The sequence below is a fragment of the Bacillus sp. FJAT-22090 genome (genome assembly GCF_007676755.1).
GTDB lineage: Bacteria > Bacillota > Bacilli > Bacillales_A > Planococcaceae > Psychrobacillus.
This window is the reverse complement of the sequence record NZ_VEBK01000001.1, coordinates 532,638-550,129: the sequence shown is the minus strand read 5'-3', so window position 1 is coordinate 550,129 and position 17,492 is coordinate 532,638. Positions and strand designations below refer to the sequence as shown.

Sequence of the window (17,492 nt, the reverse complement as noted above, 5' to 3'; positions counted from 1 at the left end):
ATAAAACAAAAAAACCCTATAAGATGACCTTTTTAAAGTGTCTATCTTATAGGGTACAGTTTATTTTTCCTCTGTCTTTTTTGTTTTGCATAAATGCTAAGTAAAAGGCCATTTGCTGGACAGAAAAGTATGGCTGAGTTGAAGGTAAAGGTTGATATAGTTTTTTACCAAAGAACCCTATAGTTTAATAAGGACATTTACTATTTTTGTGGCAATTATTCCTTTTTAATTCAAGCTGAACAATATATTTTTATTGTACAATATAGCAATATTATTTCTTTGTATGAGCATGTTGGGAAACCCATTCTCCATATCCATTAACTATTAATCATCCTTTACTTTTAACAGAGCCAATAAATAAAAGACTAAAATACTGCCAAAACTTTTGGTGGTATTTTTTTGAATTCTAAAACACATCTAGATTTGAAGAAGTAGCATGTTTCGTTAGTTTGAATGAAGGTAGACGGGGGTAACAGAGTATTGTCATAGTTTTATAGGGAACTTAACTAAAAAGGAGGATGATGGAATGTTCGACCAGTATTATTGGAGGGATACAATCTCTTTTTTACCAGAAGTATTAATAGGTTTAGTTGTTTTATTAATAGGGTTTTTTATCGCGAAATTATTGGAGAATATGACGTATAAATTACTGCGTAAATTTCATGTTAATGAACGGTTAGGTAATACAAAATCCAAATGGACCGTAGAAAAAGTAATTAGTAAAGTGGTATTTGCTATCGTTTTAATATTAGTATTTGTGCTATTCTTTAATATTTTAAACTTGAATACAATGGCGACTCCGTTTGTTTCGATGTATTCAGGATTAACTGGTGCTTTCTTGAATATTTTGAAGGCAGCTTTCATTTTATTGTTTGCTTGGATCTTAGCTACAGTAGTGAAGAAAGTAATTCAAATGGCGGGTACTAAGCTCAATTTGAATAAATATGTGGGGAAAACAGGCGTTGATGCCAATCAAGTGGATCAAGAGAAGTGGACGGATACTGCTGCAAATGTAGCATATTATTTAATCTTTTTATTGTTTATTCCAGCGGTATTAAACGCGCTTGGAATCGACGGTTTAAGCGGTCCATTTGAAGGAATGCTTGCTAGTTTCTTTACCTTTGTCCCTAAATTGGTATCGGCTGCTATTGTTTTTGTCATTGGATGGTTCGTTGCAAAACTAGTTCGCAATTTAATAGAGAAATTTTTACATTCAGCTGGGGCTGATCGTTTAGCAGATAAGTTGAAGATTTCATCTTTTATAGAGGGATCGAGTGTATCAAAGGTAGTAGGAATCATTGCGTTTATTTTAATTATGATCCCGGTGTCGATTACTGCCTTAGAAATAGTAGATTTAGAAGGTATTTCTGCACCTGCCATAGCAATGTTACATGATATTATGGGGATGTTACCAAAGATTTTCGTGGCGATTGTGTTAGTGTTAATAGGAGTAGTCGCTTCGAAATGGGTAAAAGATATAGTCGTTTCATTGCTTGAAAAACTCGGTGTGAATTCGATTTTTGGAAAAATGGGATTCAAATCTGATACTGGTACTGGTCTCTCTATCGCAGCAATATTAGGTACGGTAGTACAAGTTGTCATTATATTGTTATTTGTTGTCGAGGCTCTTCAGCTATTGGAGCTGGAGTTCATGGTAACACTGGCAACTAGTATTTTTGCTTATTTGCCAGCGGTTTTTGCCGCAATTGTAATTCTAGCTATAGGATTTTGGTTGTCTAATATTGTCGAAAAGTTGGTCGGTAGTGTGATGACTAAGTCTTCAGGTGCACCACATTTCTTGCGCTATGTGGCGAAGTATGCGATTTTAGCATTCGCATTCTTTATGGCGCTTGACCAATTAGGTATTGCTGCTTCCATAATAAACGCCGCGTTTATCCTAATTTTAGGGGGAGTTGCATTGGCATTCGGCTTAGCATTTGGACTTGGTGGGCGAGACCATGCAGCACGTTATTTAAGTAAAATGGAAAAAAGTATAGAAGAAGCAGATGTATCGAAGGAAAAATATGAGGAGAAAAAGGAATCCATGAAAGAATCATTCAAGGAGAATTTCCGAAACCCAACAGAAACGGAACAAAGTTTGTATGGAAATAGTGCTCATGTGGATGAAATCAATCCGATGAATGAAAGGGAACAATTTGAAAAAAATGTGATTAACCCAACACATGAGGATGAATCACCTGAGACGGGATATAACATCCCATCTACAAATGACCTTCATCCATACGAAGATCTACCTCCAAATGATGAACGTACCGATAAATAATAAAATAAATATGCTCCGGCGCAAATTGCGCTGGAGCATTTTATTGTTAGACGCAAATTGAAAATGATAGATACAAGTTTTCTCTTTATAGGGTATTTCTTTTATTGTTTATAAATTTGAGAGATAGATATTTTCTTCATAATTAGTGCATATGTTTATAGGGTCATGAATAAGTAGAAATAAGCTATTTACATTTTTAAAGAGAAAAGTATAATTTATATTAGTCATAAAATTCTGAAAATGCACCAAGAAATTACTTAAGTGCTTTGTTGCAGATAGTAAAGTAAATTACGTCATTCTAATCAAAGGGGATCTGATAAATGTTCATTACTGAAAAACTGGCATATCATGCTAAAGCACAGCCACATCAGCTGATTACACAATTTAATGGTAGGAATACAACTTATTCCGAATTTTATGAGTCTGCAAAAAGATTAGCTGGTTTTTTTCAAGCGAAGGGATATTTGCAAGAAGATATTATTGCGTTGTATTTGAATAACTCCGATTATTTCTTGGTTTGTTATTATGCTTGTCAACTCGGCGGATTTAGTGTTATGCCAGTGAACACAAAACTCGCTGCACCTGAAGTAAATTACATATTCACACACTCAGAGGCAAAAGCATTAATCTATGATGCTGATTTAAAATCAACCTTGGAAGCAATACCAAAAACTTTTAGGAAGTTTCAAGATACTTTAGAAATTGGTGAGAACTGTGTCTTAACAGATATTATAAAAGATGATTCGATTACGTTTGCTGAAACGTCTAAAAGAGAAGAACAAACGAGTGTTGTTTTTTATACTTCTGGTACAACTGGTAAACCAAAGGGTGTCATGTTAACGGCCGATAATGTGAAAGCAACTGCACAAATATGGGGAGAAGCGATGGGACTCAACTCAAAGGATCGTATGCAAATTGTCGCTCCTTTATTTCATTGTGCTGCAAGCCATGTTTTTAGTATTCCGGTTATTTACGCTGGCGGAACTATCATTATTGAAGAGGGATTTTCTCCGGAGCGTGCTTTAAATACGATGGAACGAGAAAATGTAACTATATTTTTCGGAGTGCCTGCGATGTACAGTATTCTATTGAACACACCTAAAATGGAAAATCTACAATTACCAAACCTTCGACTATTTACTTACGGGGCAGCTCCTATGCCGTACGAATTAGTTCGTAAAGTTAAAGCGCTATATCCGGGTGTAAAAGTTCAGAATTTATATGGACAAACAGAGAATTCTCCAGCAGCTACTACGTTAAAAGATCATCATGCACTCGACAAAGTTGGATCTGTAGGAGAGCCGCTACCGCAAACGGAAGTAAGAGTAGTAGATGAGTTTGGAAATTCAGTGCCTGTTGGTCAAGTAGGAGAAATAATCACAAAAGGCCCACAAGTAATGAAAGGCTATCTAAAAAATGAGGAAGCAACAAGAAAAGCTATTCAAAACGGTTGGTTATATACTGGGGATTTAGGGAAATTCGATGAAGACGGATTGCTTTATATCGTCGATCGTAAAAAAGATATGATTATACGTGCTGGGGAAAATGTATATCCGGTAGAAGTAGAAGAAGTTTTATACCAAATCCCTGAAGTGTTAGAAGCAGCAGTAGTTGGTGTTCCCCACGAAGTGTATGGGGAAGTTCCAAAAGCTTTTGTTGTATTAAAAGAAGGTAAATCTCTCACAAAAGAAGAGGTGATGGAATTTAGTACAAAGCAACTTGCTAAATATAAGTTACCGGAAGACGTAGTGTTCATCGATAATCTACCTAGAAATGCTAGTGGAAAAGTCTTGAAAACAGCTCTTAGACAAAAATAACTCCCTCTCGACAAAATTGTCAGATTTCCCGGGAAATAGTCGACAGAATATAAATAAAGACACTCTGAGAATTAGGCGTGATAATTCTTAGGGTGTTTTTCTTTTGGCTACTTTCACAATTAGATACAACTTTTTAATAGAAGAAAGTCATAGGTTTAAGTATCTTTGAATCGAGGTATTTTTTGACTATTTAGAAATCAAAATGATTATAAAGTCATGCTTTTATTTTTTGATTATGAATTTTTGTCATTTAGATGAATATTTTAAAAAACAATATAAAAAAAATACTATCTTATTTGATTTATTAAAATGAAGTGACATAAGTCTCTGAGTTAATAGTGCTAAGTAAATTTTCGGTTTTTTGAGGTAACTTTGACGTCTATAAAATGTAGTGTTATTTATTATATTAAAGGAAAAGTTAGGTATTTATTTTTGAATATTTATCCAGCCTTTTTGTTTCAAATTGTTGAGTTCAATCTTTTTTTATTTTTGTGAATATTTTAGGTTTGAATCTCTATTAAGTGGGGGAAAGAATGATTGGATTATAGAGTCCTTTTTTCTGCTTAAAGCAAAGAAATGGAAGTATCTGCGTTAAAGGGATCGTTAACGGTCTATCTAAGCAGTTATTTTATAAATACCACAAAATTTCAAGTTAAGGGAGATGTATGGAATGTCAGGAATTATTCGCGTAACACCAGCAGAACTAGATGCGATGGCTTCTCGTTACAACCATGAATCAGGGGAGGTTGGTTCCCAAATTGGTCGTCTAGACGGAATGATTGGTGAATTACAATCTATGTGGGAAGGTTCTTCAAGTGCAGCTTTTGCTGAGCAATATGAAAGACTAAAACCTCACTTTAATGAAATGCGTGAACTTTTAAGTGAAGTAGGAATTCAATTAAGCCGTGCTGGACAAGCATTACAAGATGCGGATCAACAAATTGCAAGCCAAATCCGCGGATAACGCTTCCAACTCGGAAGAAAAAAATAGTAGAGCGTCATTCCCCCAAGGAAGGCGCTTTTCCTCTATTTATCAACAACTTTGGGGCATTAAACAAGAGGTGAAATAATGTATATAGAAATTACGGTGGATATTACCAATTACGAAGGCGACGTGATGGATCTTAGATTATCCGATTATTATACGATGAAAAAAATGATAGACATTGCTTGGCAAGCAAATGCTATTTCTAAAGTTCCACGAGAAGGCCATTGGGTACGTGTGGTGAATAAGGACATATTATTTCCAGGTCATTTAACATTGGCTCAGTGTGGGATTACGACAGGTGACCGGTTAGAAATCATTTGAAGGAGTTAAGAAGATGGCCACTACTAAATCACATACATATTTAAAAAATCGGATAGGTGCAGAAATAAATGAAGAACCATTTAAAACAACCTTTGTATTTCAAAAAGAGCGTGTAGGTTTTAAAAGAACAGAAGAAATCATTTTCTTAAAAGAAGTAAATCCTAAAATCGCTAAAGATATTCAAATTACTGAAAATGAACTAATCATTCAAGCGGAAATTCCTACATCTCATAAGCGTTTCAGTACTATGCATTTGGAAGATAACAAGTCTCGATGGATGTTTGCCTATCAATTAGTAGAAAAGGTTTACACTCATCCATATCCCCGTCTGAATTTAATCGTTTGCCCAGAAAACATTGTATATAACAGAGGAATGGAGCCCATTTTTTTGTATTACGGTGTAATGGGAAGTTTACCGCCCTTTGAAACGAATGATGAGCGTGTATGGCTGGAAACAAAAGCTGTGGTTGCTGCAGCAATAGATGCTTCATTTACTTTTGAAGAGTATTTGAAGTACTCCGAAATCTTAGAGCTAAAAGAAACCGGAGCCAAAATAATGTCGATGAAGGATAGTGATTCGTTACTAGATTACATTGGACAACAATTGGAGCAATTGGAAGTAATCGAACAGGCAAATGTAAAACTCCCCCTCAAAAAGTGGAAAATTACTAAATGGCTTTCTATAGGACTTGGTGTACTGATTATTCCTGCCATTATATTTACTATTATTTATTTTGTACACGAAAAGCCAAAAAACGAAGCATATACACTTAGCCATGAATATTTTTTGGGACAAAATTACAGCCAAGTAGTTACAAAATTAAGTCCATATAGTGTGAAACCAATGCCTTATGTAGTGCTGTATGAACTTGCTTACTCATCTGTTACAAATGAACGATTAGACGAAGAACAGAAAAAGAATGTGTTGTCTAATATTACTTTGCAAACGGATTCCGACTACTTTAAATACTGGATTTATATAAATCGGGGAGAAGCTGAAAAAGCTGTAGATCTAGCTAGATCGATGGAAGACGGGGAACTTATTACTTATGGATTGTTGAAAAGGCGTGAAGAAATTAAAGCAGACCAACATTTGTCGGGTGAAGAAATGCAGACTCAACTAGATGAAGTTGATAGAGAAGTGGAAGAATACGAGAAACTGATGGAGCAAGAAGAGCAGTCTGGTGAGTAAAGAAAAATAAGAGCGCTAGGAAAGAAGGTGTATGTATGTTGCAGCTATGGCTTTTTTACGATGAGCATTATCAACAGATTTGTTTGGAAGAAAGTGACTTTGATTGTTTAACCGTGGGACCTGAGATTGAGCATGATGTTACGATACAATCTTATCCATTTATAAAAGGACATGTAACTGTAACAAAAGAAGAAAATAAACTTTCGGTCTACAGTGGGAATGAATATATTGGCGAGTTAACGAACGAACAAGATGTAAGGATTGAGCAATCAGATAAGGTTTTGCATTTATATGCTTTAACAGCATCAATTAAAGAAACGACATACTTTATAGACTATGAAAATGAAGTGTCATTTGATAGTACGCTAGAAAATGCTACATTTCAACGGAAAAATACTCATTTTACAAAAATAGAGAACGGTCATTTTTCACTAAATAAAATTATCGATGGATGGATTATTAAAAAAGACTTTGGTTGTCCTTTGTATGTTAATGGCAAACGATGTGAAACGAACACTATCCTTCAAATCGGTGATGTGATTCAGTGGGCTTTCATGGAAGTAAAATTAATCGAACGAGATAGACTGGAAGTAATCACCTCCGTTTCATACGAAACATATCTACCCGAAATCGAAGTACCTAAATCGGAAATATATCATATGTACCCTGATTATAGAAGGACGCCTAGAATGATTTACGATTTGCCAGAAGACAAAGTATCGTTATCATTTCCTACTCAAGAAAGTGATGACAATGGTCGCGGGCTTTTGTCGATTATTGCACTTCCATTAGTTATGCTCATTGTACTTGGGCTAGTTGCTTACTTCATCCCTCGCGGCGTATTCATTATCATTTCTATTGCTATGTTTTTAGCTGTTATGGTTAACTCGACTATCCAATTTTTCAAGGATAGAAAAAAGCGTAAGTTAAATGCGGAGAAAAGACGCCGAGTATATACAGCTTATCTAGAAAATCTACGCAAAGAACTACATGAGCTTTCAGAAAAGCAAAAACAAGTATTAGAGTATCATTTCCCTCCATTTGAAGAAATGAAACAAATGACAAATGAACTATCGAGAAGAATATGGGAAAGAACGCTTGAGAGTCATGACTTTTTAGAGTTTCGACTTGGAACTGGTACCATTCCGGCAAGCTACGAAGTAAAACTTTCTTCCGGAGATTTAGCCAATCGAGAAGTCGATGATTTATTGCAGCAAGCACAACGTATGGAAACGGTATATAAAGAAATTAAAGCAGCACCAATCACAACGCGACTTTCTGATGGAATATTAGGCCTGATCGGAAAAGAGACAATTATTAAAAGGGAATTGCATCAAATTATTGGTCAGTTAGCTTTCTCTCATAGTTACCACGATACTAGATTCATTTATATTTTTGAACATCAAGAATATAAGGACATCGAATGGATGAAATGGTTGCCACATTTTAAGCTTCCTCATATGCATGCAAGAGGCTTAATCCATAACGAGGAAACGCGCGATCAGCTATTGTCTTCTATATATGAACTCATTCGTGAACGTGATGCGGACGAAATGAAAGGGAAAGTGAAGTTTGCTCCCCATCTTATTTTTATCGTTTCGGATTATTCATTGCTTGCGGAACATGTCATTTTAGAGTATTTGGAAAGCAGAAATACAGAGGAACTGGGGATTTCGGTTATTTTTGCAGAGTCGGCGCAAGAACGTATGACGGAAAACGTACATACGCTTGTACGCTATGTAAATGAGAGGGAAGGAGATATTTTGATTGATGCGGGGAAAGCAGTGGATATTCCTTTCCAATTAGATGCTTATATTCCAGAAACAAACGAACGATATGCACGCATGTTAAAAACGCTTAATCATCAAATCGGTATAAAGAATTCAATACCAGATTCAGTCAGTTTCCTTGAAATGTTTGGTGTAAAAGATGCTGCGGATGTACCGATTAGAAAAAACTGGACAGTGAACGAATCGGCTAAATCATTAGTTGTACCAATCGGGTTTAAAGGAAAAAATGAATTAGTTCATTTAAATTTACATGAAAAAGCACATGGACCCCATGGATTATTAGCTGGTACTACGGGATCAGGTAAAAGTGAGTTTTTGCAGACATATATTTTATCGCTTGCAGTTCATTATCACCCACATGAAGTGGCATTTTTACTTATTGACTATAAAGGTGGGGGGATGGCTCAGCCATTCAAACATATTCCCCATCTTTTAGGGACAATCACAAATATTGAGGGAAGTAAAAATTTTAGTATGAGGGCACTCGCTTCTATCAATAGTGAATTGAAGAGAAGGCAACGGCTATTTGATCAGCATGTGGTGACACATATCGATGATTATTCAACCCTTTATAAAGATGTCAAAGTAGTGGAGCCATTGCCGCATTTATTCCTTATTTCAGATGAGTTCGCTGAGTTAAAAAGCGAAGAGCCAGAATTTATACGAGAACTTGTAAGTACTGCGAGAATTGGACGAAGCCTTGGTGTTCACCTGATTTTGGCTACGCAAAAACCAGGAGGCATTATCGATGACCAGATTTGGAGTAATGCTCGCTTCCGTGTCGCTTTGAAAGTGCAGGATGCATCAGATAGTAAGGAAATATTAAAAAATAGCGATGCAGCCTCGATTACTGTAACCGGGCGTGGATACTTACAAGTTGGGAACAATGAGGTGTATGAGTTATTCCAATCTGCATGGAGCGGAGCACCTTATATGGAAGAAGTATTAGAAGGAGAAGATGATGTAGCAATCGTTACGGATCTTGGACTTTATCCTCTTTCTGGGATCGCGACAAATGTGAAAAAGAAATCGAACGGGATGACCGAAATGGAAGCAGTCACTTCCAGAATTGCTCAAACTACAACTGACATGGCGATTCGTAAATTAGCTAGTCCTTGGTTGCCGCCGCTCGCAATTCGACTAGAGAAACAAGCAGATAATAGTGAGCTAAAAGGCGTTGCTTTCGGAATGATTGATGAACCAGAAAAGCAAAGTCAAACGCAGATGAATTATGACTGGGAGAAAGACGGAAACCTAGGTGTATTCGGTTCTTCCGGTTACGGAAAGTCTTATACATTGCTTACGACGCTTCTTGGATTAGCTGAACAAATGACACCTAGCGAAGCAAATTATTATGTATTGGATTATGGGAATGGCTCGCTGCTTCCATTGAAACAGCTTCCTCATACAGCTGATTATTTCACAATTGATGAAGAGCTGAAACGAGAAAAACTAATGAAGCTAATAAGAGAAGAAATCTCTAATAGGAAAATGGCATTCCAACAAACGGAAGTAAGCAATATTAATATGTTCAATAAACTTTCTGACGAAAAGCTGCCACTTATTTATATTGTGGTAGATAACTATGATATTGTCCGCGAAGAAATGGAAGAATTGGAATCTCAATTAATTCAATTCGGAAGGGATGGCCAATCACTTGGTATTTATTTATTTGTAGCAGCAACAAGGGTGCAATCAGTTAGACAATCGCTTATGAACAACTTAAAAACGAAGGTTGTGCACTATTTGATGGATGCAACGGAAGCTTTTTCTGTTGTTGGGCGTGTACCTTTCAATTTAGAGCCATTCCCTGGAAGGGCTATTTTGAAAAAAGAAGAAGTATTTTTCACACAAATATTTCTTCCAGCAAGCGGAACAGATGATTTTGAAGTACTGGAATCTATTAAAAAGCAAGTGCAGTCATTAAAAGCAAAATGTCAGCATGTTGAACTTCCAAAACCGATTGCGATGTTGCCGCTTGAGTTAAATTCTATCAACTTCGCGTACTATTTGGATCAAAAGTTCGGGAATGGACTAATTCCTATTGGATTAGATGAGGAAACTGTACGTCCTATTGTCATTGACTTTAAGAAAAATCGTCATTGTCTTCTAGTTGGACCTGTGCAACGCGGAAAAACAAATACGCTAAAATGGATGCTTTCGTCCCTTTTAGGACAACAAGCAGGATTCACCGCTATTTTTGATTCCTTTGATCGTGGACTCTCAGAGTTTTCGGATCATTCTATGGTCGATTATTTAGAAACGAAAGAACATTTGATCGAATGGATTTCACAAGCAGAACAATATTATGTGGAAGCGGAGAAGGCCTATGTAGAAAAGGTACAAAATGGTAATGCTCCGGTGGAAATGATGCTTTCCTATTTTGTCATTGATGGGTATACACGCTTTTTACAAGTAGCGGATAACGGCATTCAAGATCGACTTTCAAAGCTCGTGAAAAACTATTCTCACTTAGGATTTAATGTAATAGTTTCTGGTAATAACGCGGAAATTACAAAGGGATATGATGCTTTTACAAACGAATTAAAGCTTATTCGACAGGCGCTTATTTATACAAAAAAGGCAGAGCAGACATTATATACAGTAGCGTATGAGCGAAAAGAAGTGGAGTTGCCACTTGGATTCGCACATTACATTTTGAATGGGAATGCGACGAAAGTACAAATCCCGTTATGCAAAATGGAGAGGAAGATCATGCAATGAAAACAAATAAATCTAAAAAGTATTGGAAAATGATAGCGGGGATATTAATCATATTGGCAGTACCTATCGTGTTTTTCCAGCTTATGGGTGTGAACATATTAGACCTGAACACATCCAATAAGCGGGTGATCGCCATTGTAAATGAGGATTTGGGACTTACAAAGGAAGAGGAAAATATCGATATGGGAGTAGAGGTTGTATCGATTTTGGCAACGGATTCTCCATATGAATGGAAAGTGATGGGGAGAGGAGCAGCAGAAAACGGATTAAAATCTAATCAGTACGATGCGATTGTCTATATTCCATCCAACTTTTCGGAAAATATCATGTCGTATGATCAACAGAATCCCAAAAAAGCGGAATTTTCCTATCAAGTACAGCGGCAAAAAACAGGATTACGGAAAGAACGAGTGCTGAATGAAATTAAAACAGCTACGAACCGTGTAAACGACAAAGTCTCGACTCTTTACTGGAGCTATATTGCCCAGGAAATGAACCATATCAAAAAAGAGTTTACAAATATATTAGGAAAAGAAACAGATTTTTTAAGTGCCATGTCCGCTTACTATAAACCCGAATCTGAAACGCTAGCTACCGAAATGAAAAGACAGAAAGAACAGATGGAATCTCTTCTGTCTACGATTGGTTCTGCTAACAACGCTCATGACTCACGTATCGACAATGCAGAATCATTCGGACAGCAAATGAACGGTTTTATTACGTATGTACAACAATACAAAGAATTTCAAGATACACAAAAACAAATTCTTCAACAAGTACAAGATAGTAGTTTAGCTAAGATTCAAGCTGCTGCAGTGGCACAAGCCGAACAATTCAATCAATCTGTACAGCAGTTAGAAAATAGCAATGAAAAATTAAATGATGAGATTTACAAGGTGAACAGCATAATAGATGCAAACAAAGAAAAGTTAAATGCATTATCTGATTTGCGTAAAAATGAAGTGGACCGCCAATTATCTGACTTACTTATCGTACAAGGAACGGCAATTGATCGATATAATAACACTATTTTAGATAACTTGGAAAAAGGAATTGCCACAGGGAAAAATGGAGCGGCAGTATTGGGTGTAACGAATATTGGCACCGATCAGCAACAGCTAACTAAGATTAAAGAAGAAATGGAACAGAAGGCTACTGTTAAAGAGACAACTGGACTTCCAGGGCTAGAAGAAGAGCGTGCTAAAGTGACTGATATTTTATCTGCACTTTCCGCTATAAAAGCAAAAGTCGCAGAAGCCGATCCAGGTTCTGGTTTTGTTAGCGAATTGGAGCAGCTCGAAGGAGAGTTAACTGCAGTAAACACGGTTATCTCCGAGAAAGAAACTGCTTGGAAAAGTGCAAATCAAGAAGGAACCAATGATTATGCAAAAGCTTCTGCTGATTATGGCAGCCTCTTAGAAAATTACAATTCTGTTTACAGAGAATATGAATCTGTTCAACAAATAGTAAGCTCTTATCCAGTAGATACTGCAAGAATAGGCGTGGAAATTAAACAAAAAGAGGAAGATCTTTTAAAGCATGAACGATTGTCAGATGACCAGCGTACAAGATTAGAAGAGTTATTTGCAAAAGGTGCTACAAGTACAGATACTAGTTCTCTATTGTCTTACTATGCAACATTGGAGCAATTTGAATTTACTTTAAATGAAGGCGGTCAGAGTGCTAATAAGGATGCAATATTGCAAGATGAAATTTTAACGGCATTATTGAAAAACGTTGTTGATTTAAATGAAGAAGAGTTGGCAGGTTGGACTACTGTGACTGATAGTATTCCAGAAACGGAACTTGGCATGTCAGATTTAAGTACTACTTTTGCAGCAATTATGTCTGGTTACAAAGAAACGGTTGAACAGCAGCATCTTGCTTTACTAACAGATCTCAATTCAATAGATAAGCAAGCCAGTATGCTCTTACAACAAATTCAAAACCCATCGATGATGATTGGATCTAGTGAACCTGTTGCAACCACTACAGAAGGACAAGTTGCTGCAGGTCAACAGAATGTAAGCAACCAGCTTATTTCGTTAAGTGGGATGATCCAGTCTTTATCACAAAAACAAAGCAGTTTAGTCAATTATGCAAGTGACCTATACGGAAAAGCGGATAATATAAAAGATACCTCCAATGAATTCAGTAATAAATGGGAAACAAATGTGAAAGCGATGTCTGAATTTGACGGGGACATCCAAGGATTTCTTGCCAATACATATGTAGATGGTCAAGAGAATGGCTATGCTTTTAATCATTTTGTGAACCCGTTGGATGTCAAAGGGGAAGCGGAACTTGCGGATGAGGTGAAAAAAGTTCCACCTGTTATTCTCTTTATTATTTTGCTGATTAGTAGTCTTTTAATAGGATATTTTACGTATCAAATGAAAGAAGGCCCGATCGGGATGCGTATAGGACTTACCGCAATACTGTCCTTACTAGTTGGACTGATTATTAGTTTATACAGTATCAATATGTATATTTTAAACGACCAGCGTGCAGTGGAATGGACGATTTTCACTATTCTTTTATTGCTTGCAGGTGCAGCGATTATCCGTACTTCCCTTGAGTTCGGACAATCTGCAGGGTGGATTGCAAGTGTTGCGCTAATGTGTTTGTATATTATTCCTTTACTAATACTTGCCGTACCGGATATTACTATTCCCGATATCTTATCGTCCGTGTATATGTCTATTAAATATGAACCGGAAACTAGTTTCCTTTGGGGTGTCGTTATTACAGGTGTGGTTTCCATTATCATGCTAACCGTTTCTTATTTTATATATAAAAATCCTCCAGCCACTCCTGTAGAGGAAGCATATGAAAATTAGAACTATCCTATTGCTATTGATAGTTTGGTCGACAGCGGTCCAATTTGTACACGCGGAAGAGCAAGTAAAGGATTTGGAACCGGTTATATATGAAAAGTTAAAGTTCAAGAAAAACACCGATTATTTGCATGATGAGAAAAAAACAGAGATGAAGAACACAATTCCCGAGAAACAATTTACTATTTATTTTGATGGGAGAAAGCAGCTTCCTAATAGAAACGACACATCCTTTCTATTTCAAACCGATAAGCGAGGAGAGATTAGTACGGTAGCAGTCAGATCTTCCGAACTCAAACTATTTTCGAATGAAGGAAAAGGGAAGAAGGAGTTATCTACTAGTCCATTGGACGAAGGTGAAATAGCTAATAATAGAATCCGCACGATGATTTTATTAGCTATCATCGCTGTAGGACTCGTTGTATTGTTTATAGTTTTTATACCAAAATTGGTTCAAACATCGGATACTTCTATGAAAAAGGTCAATGAGGGGAGGAAATAGATTTGCTTGGATATTATTATGCACTTTTACACAAAAAACAAGAGGAACTTAGACGATTGATTGAATGCCAAGGATCGATTACAGAAAAACAAGGTCAATTTAGTGAAAATGAACATAAATGTATGGAACCAGAACTAACGACAACGACATGGCATGGAACACTTGCAACGAGCTTCGATGACATTCGAGAAGCAGGAATCCATACTTCGTTTTTAGAAATAGTAGGTGCCCAATTCGCTGCTGTTTTTAGTGCTATCTCCAGTAAAATTACATCACTTATGGCAGAAATCGAATCCATACAACAAACGATTGCAAATCTACTGGCAGAAGAAGCACGGGCTAAAGCTTCTAATTAACGAGGGAGGAGACATTTATGTCAACTGAAGTGAAAATTGTATATGCAGACGTAGAAACTCAATTAGGTGAAATGACAAATGCTACGGAGATGCTTAATCCGAAGGCGGAGCCGCCGATTACTGGAAATACATTAGATGTGGTCACTAAATTGACGGAGCTTTCGACTAAACTTGAACAGCTATTGACGAAATACCAAACCGTATTAAATACAAATATCCAAACTACTACGAGTTCCGTTGAGTTTATGAAGGAATCCGATGAGAAAATATCCAGTGCTATGCAATGTACAATCGATGGTCCGAAGCAGGTGGCGCCATGAAAGTATTAGATGTCAGTCCTTTTCACGATGGCTTGCAACGCAATATTAATATGCTTAATCGGATAGAAGGAGAAATGAAATCAATCGAAACCGCGATAGAAGGCCTTGTTTCCATGGAAGATTCCTTAAAAGGAGAAGGTGGAAATGCAATCCGCGCATTTTATAATGATTGCCATTTGCCCTTCCTTCAATTTTTCACGACTTGTAAAAATTACTTTGAGACAACACTTACACAAATGGATGCAGCACTTGATGCTTTAGAGCCAGATCCAAATGGTTTTATTCGCCAAAGCTTTTTAGAAGGCGAAGTGGAAGAAGGCCTAACGGAAATTTCTCAAGTAACGAGTAATCTCACAGATGAAACAAATGCCATTATGGATCAAGTCGCAGATATCGTTGCACTCCCCCATTTGGATGATAGCGGTGTGCAGGATGGTGTAACGAACGCTAAGAAAAAACGAGATAATACAGTTACGGATCTAAATGAATTTGACTCGACTCAAACGACTGCATTAACACAAGTGGAGTCAGATCTTCTTACGCTGGAACTGTGGTTACTGGAAATCGAAGGTATGATGAATGACGGTTTGACGGATATTGACTTCCCTGCGGAACGTTGGAAGGAGTATAGCGAAAATCATCCGCTTAGAACGGAGCTAGATAGTCGTGTGGGAGATACGGACAACGTGGACGCGGAGGGGAAAGAAGAAAAGCCAGGAGATGTTTCTTCGGCAAACCCAAGTGTCATGGTTTTGAAGGAAGCTGTTGGATTAGCTAAAAGAGCGAACACTGCAATTACAGGTGGCGTTTCTGCTTTCGGTATGTATGTTGCTGGAAATGATGGTGGGCTAAGTACATCTCGTGTATTTGATCCAAAAACCGGGACATACGGATATCGTATTAACGCTACGGGTAAAGCAGTAAGTAGTTTAAGAGCAGATTTAGATGCTAAAGGATTTAAAGAGTTGATGAAAAATGTTCCAAAAGGAAATAAAAAATGGTCACCGAAGCATTATGAGATTGCAGCAAACAACACAGTCACACTGAAGTATGGAACAAAGAAACCAGGACAGAGCGGTTGGTCTGGGACAGGGGATGAAGCATTAAAAAAACATCCTTCTCTTGCCTATTGGAACGATCAAGCAACAAATGTTCAAAAGGCTAAAACTGTCGGTAGTGCAACGCTTAAGGGGACCGGAAAAGCTTTTACAGATATTGTAGACGTTAAAGGAATGGTCACTAATGGTCCTTTAAAAGGTGCAACAAAAGCCCTTGGTCCGATTGGAGCAGGCTTAAGCTATTATGGTAACTATACGACTGCAAAGGATGCAGGACTTAGCGATGGAGAAGCTGCTGGAAGAGCTACAGTTGATACTGCAATTGATGTAGCCGTTGGTGGTGCAGTGCAAGCCGGATTAACAGCCTTAGGAACTGTAGCGATTCCTATTCCTGGAGTAGGAACCGCTGTAGGAGTAGGTCTTGGGATAGCTGCAAACTCACTGCTAAATATGAAATTTGGGAAAGAGGATAAATCTGTGATGGATCATATTAAAGGATGGTTTCATTAAAAGAAAGAGGTGTTACTGACTTGAAATTGAAGGAAGAAGATTTTGAAGTACTTAGAGGACCACTCGATTCAGGAAGACAAAGCCCTGGAAATTTGGCATTCGCTTTAATATTAGGAATAATATTTCAACCAATGCTCTATGCTTTAGAGTATTTTGTTGCAGCAGATTCAACCATTTTCCCATATAAGGACGAAATATTAAAGGTTCATTTTTGTTTAACAGCTATGCTCGTGGTGTTATCTCTCATTTATGCTATCCCAGCTGTATATAAAAATAGTGAAAAAATGCAGTATTTAGTTTCTATATTAATATCACAAAACATCTTCTCCCTCTCTATTTTTATCTGTGCAATATTTATTATAGGAAAAGAGGGAGAAGGGATGACTGCTACTCCTAGTTCACTTTTAAATTTTACTTATATTTTATTGGCTTTAGGGTTCTTGGTTTTTATAGCAACGTTTATTCGTTTCTATATTCTCTTAAAAAAAGGGCATTATAGAAAAGGCTCTAAAAAGGGAGAGTTGAGAAATCGATTCGAAACATCCAAGTATATGCCAGTAGCTATTCTAGGTGGTGTTGGAATCGTTTTTATCATCCAATATGTGGTTAGGAATACTGCTATGGACGATTTAAATGCTATTGTTGTTATTGTGATTGGGATTGCTCTATTTTTTGTCATGCTTTTTGTTTTACCAGAGCAGCTTGTCATTCTATATTGTAAGTTCCGTTTTAAAAGCTTTAACTTTAACGACCGTGGTTATTTGAATAAGTAGGGTTAAATTGAAGTGGAGTG

12 protein-coding genes are annotated in these 17,492 nt (G+C 37.0%); all 12 read left to right on the top strand.

The genetic code is table 11. The features are described 5' to 3' along the window. Positions 1-526: 526 nt before the first annotated feature. The 12 genes from FS486_RS02530 (at position 527) to FS486_RS02475 (ending at position 17,472) form a co-directional block, all read left to right on the top strand. Positions 527-2,284 (top strand): mechanosensitive ion channel, encoded by a 1,758-nt coding sequence (locus FS486_RS02530; RefSeq protein ID WP_144509676.1) that lies wholly within the window; start codon positions 527-529, stop codon positions 2,282-2,284. Positions 2,285-2,604: 320 nt separating this feature from the next. Further along, positions 2,605-4,101 (top strand): class I adenylate-forming enzyme family protein, encoded by a 1,497-nt coding sequence (locus FS486_RS02525; RefSeq protein ID WP_144509675.1) that lies wholly within the window; start codon positions 2,605-2,607, stop codon positions 4,099-4,101. A 670-nt stretch (positions 4,102-4,771) separates the two neighbouring features. Beyond that, the gene (locus FS486_RS02520; RefSeq protein ID WP_093265042.1) at positions 4,772-5,065 is read left to right on the top strand and encodes a WXG100 family type VII secretion target; all 294 of its coding nucleotides are present in this window, start codon (positions 4,772-4,774) and stop codon (positions 5,063-5,065) included. A gap of 105 nt (positions 5,066-5,170) precedes the next feature. Continuing rightward, positions 5,171-5,410 (top strand): ESX secretion system protein YukD, encoded by a 240-nt coding sequence (yukD, locus tag FS486_RS02515; protein ID WP_144509674.1) that lies wholly within the window; start codon positions 5,171-5,173, stop codon positions 5,408-5,410. 13 nt (positions 5,411-5,423) lie between these two features. Further along, the gene (essB, locus tag FS486_RS02510; RefSeq protein ID WP_144509673.1) at positions 5,424-6,602 is read left to right on the top strand and encodes a type VII secretion protein EssB; all 1,179 of its coding nucleotides are present in this window, start codon (positions 5,424-5,426) and stop codon (positions 6,600-6,602) included. Between the two features lie 35 nt (positions 6,603-6,637). Beyond that, positions 6,638-11,116 (top strand): type VII secretion protein EssC, encoded by a 4,479-nt coding sequence (essC, locus tag FS486_RS02505; protein WP_144509672.1) that lies wholly within the window; start codon positions 6,638-6,640, stop codon positions 11,114-11,116. Beyond that, entirely contained in the window at positions 11,113-13,956 is a 2,844-nt protein-coding gene (gene esaA, locus FS486_RS02500; RefSeq protein WP_186321300.1) for a type VII secretion protein EsaA, read from the top strand. The genes essC and esaA overlap by 4 nt, the downstream gene beginning before the upstream one ends. After that, positions 13,946-14,455: a type VII secretion protein EssA gene (essA, locus tag FS486_RS02495; protein ID WP_144509670.1), complete on the top strand. Its 510-nt coding sequence runs from the start codon at positions 13,946-13,948 to the stop codon at positions 14,453-14,455. The genes esaA and essA overlap by 11 nt, the downstream gene beginning before the upstream one ends. A 2-nt stretch (positions 14,456-14,457) precedes the next feature. After that, the gene (locus tag FS486_RS02490) at positions 14,458-14,811 is read left to right on the top strand and encodes a YwqH-like family protein (protein ID WP_144509669.1); all 354 of its coding nucleotides are present in this window, start codon (positions 14,458-14,460) and stop codon (positions 14,809-14,811) included. A gap of 17 nt (positions 14,812-14,828) precedes the next feature. After that, the gene (locus FS486_RS02485; RefSeq protein ID WP_144509668.1) at positions 14,829-15,131 is read left to right on the top strand and encodes a YwqI/YxiC family protein; all 303 of its coding nucleotides are present in this window, start codon (positions 14,829-14,831) and stop codon (positions 15,129-15,131) included. Next, positions 15,128-16,699, top strand: a complete 1,572-nt coding sequence (locus FS486_RS02480) for a ribonuclease YeeF family protein (protein ID WP_144509667.1) — start codon at positions 15,128-15,130, stop codon at positions 16,697-16,699. Before FS486_RS02485 ends, FS486_RS02480 begins: the two co-directional genes overlap by 4 nt. 20 nt (positions 16,700-16,719) lie before the next feature. Next, on the top strand, positions 16,720-17,472 hold the full coding sequence (locus FS486_RS02475) for a hypothetical protein (RefSeq protein WP_260857995.1): 753 nt from the start codon (positions 16,720-16,722) through the stop codon (positions 17,470-17,472). The last annotated feature ends 20 nt before the right edge of the window (positions 17,473-17,492 follow it).

Coding starts and splice junctions, on each gene's coding strand:
- esaA (WP_186321300.1), top strand. CDS start 11,113: ATGAAAACAAATAAATCTAAAAAGTATTGGAAAATGATAGCGGGGATA.
- essC (WP_144509672.1), top strand. CDS start 6,638: ATGTTGCAGCTATGGCTTTTTTACGATGAGCATTATCAACAGATTTGT.
- essA (WP_144509670.1), top strand. CDS start 13,946: ATGAAAATTAGAACTATCCTATTGCTATTGATAGTTTGGTCGACAGCG.
- yukD (WP_144509674.1), top strand. CDS start 5,171: ATGTATATAGAAATTACGGTGGATATTACCAATTACGAAGGCGACGTG.
- FS486_RS02525 (WP_144509675.1), top strand. CDS start 2,605: ATGTTCATTACTGAAAAACTGGCATATCATGCTAAAGCACAGCCACAT.
- FS486_RS02530 (WP_144509676.1), top strand. CDS start 527: ATGTTCGACCAGTATTATTGGAGGGATACAATCTCTTTTTTACCAGAA.
- FS486_RS02520 (WP_093265042.1), top strand. CDS start 4,772: ATGTCAGGAATTATTCGCGTAACACCAGCAGAACTAGATGCGATGGCT.
- FS486_RS02480 (WP_144509667.1), top strand. CDS start 15,128: ATGAAAGTATTAGATGTCAGTCCTTTTCACGATGGCTTGCAACGCAAT.
- FS486_RS02485 (WP_144509668.1), top strand. CDS start 14,829: ATGTCAACTGAAGTGAAAATTGTATATGCAGACGTAGAAACTCAATTA.
- essB (WP_144509673.1), top strand. CDS start 5,424: ATGGCCACTACTAAATCACATACATATTTAAAAAATCGGATAGGTGCA.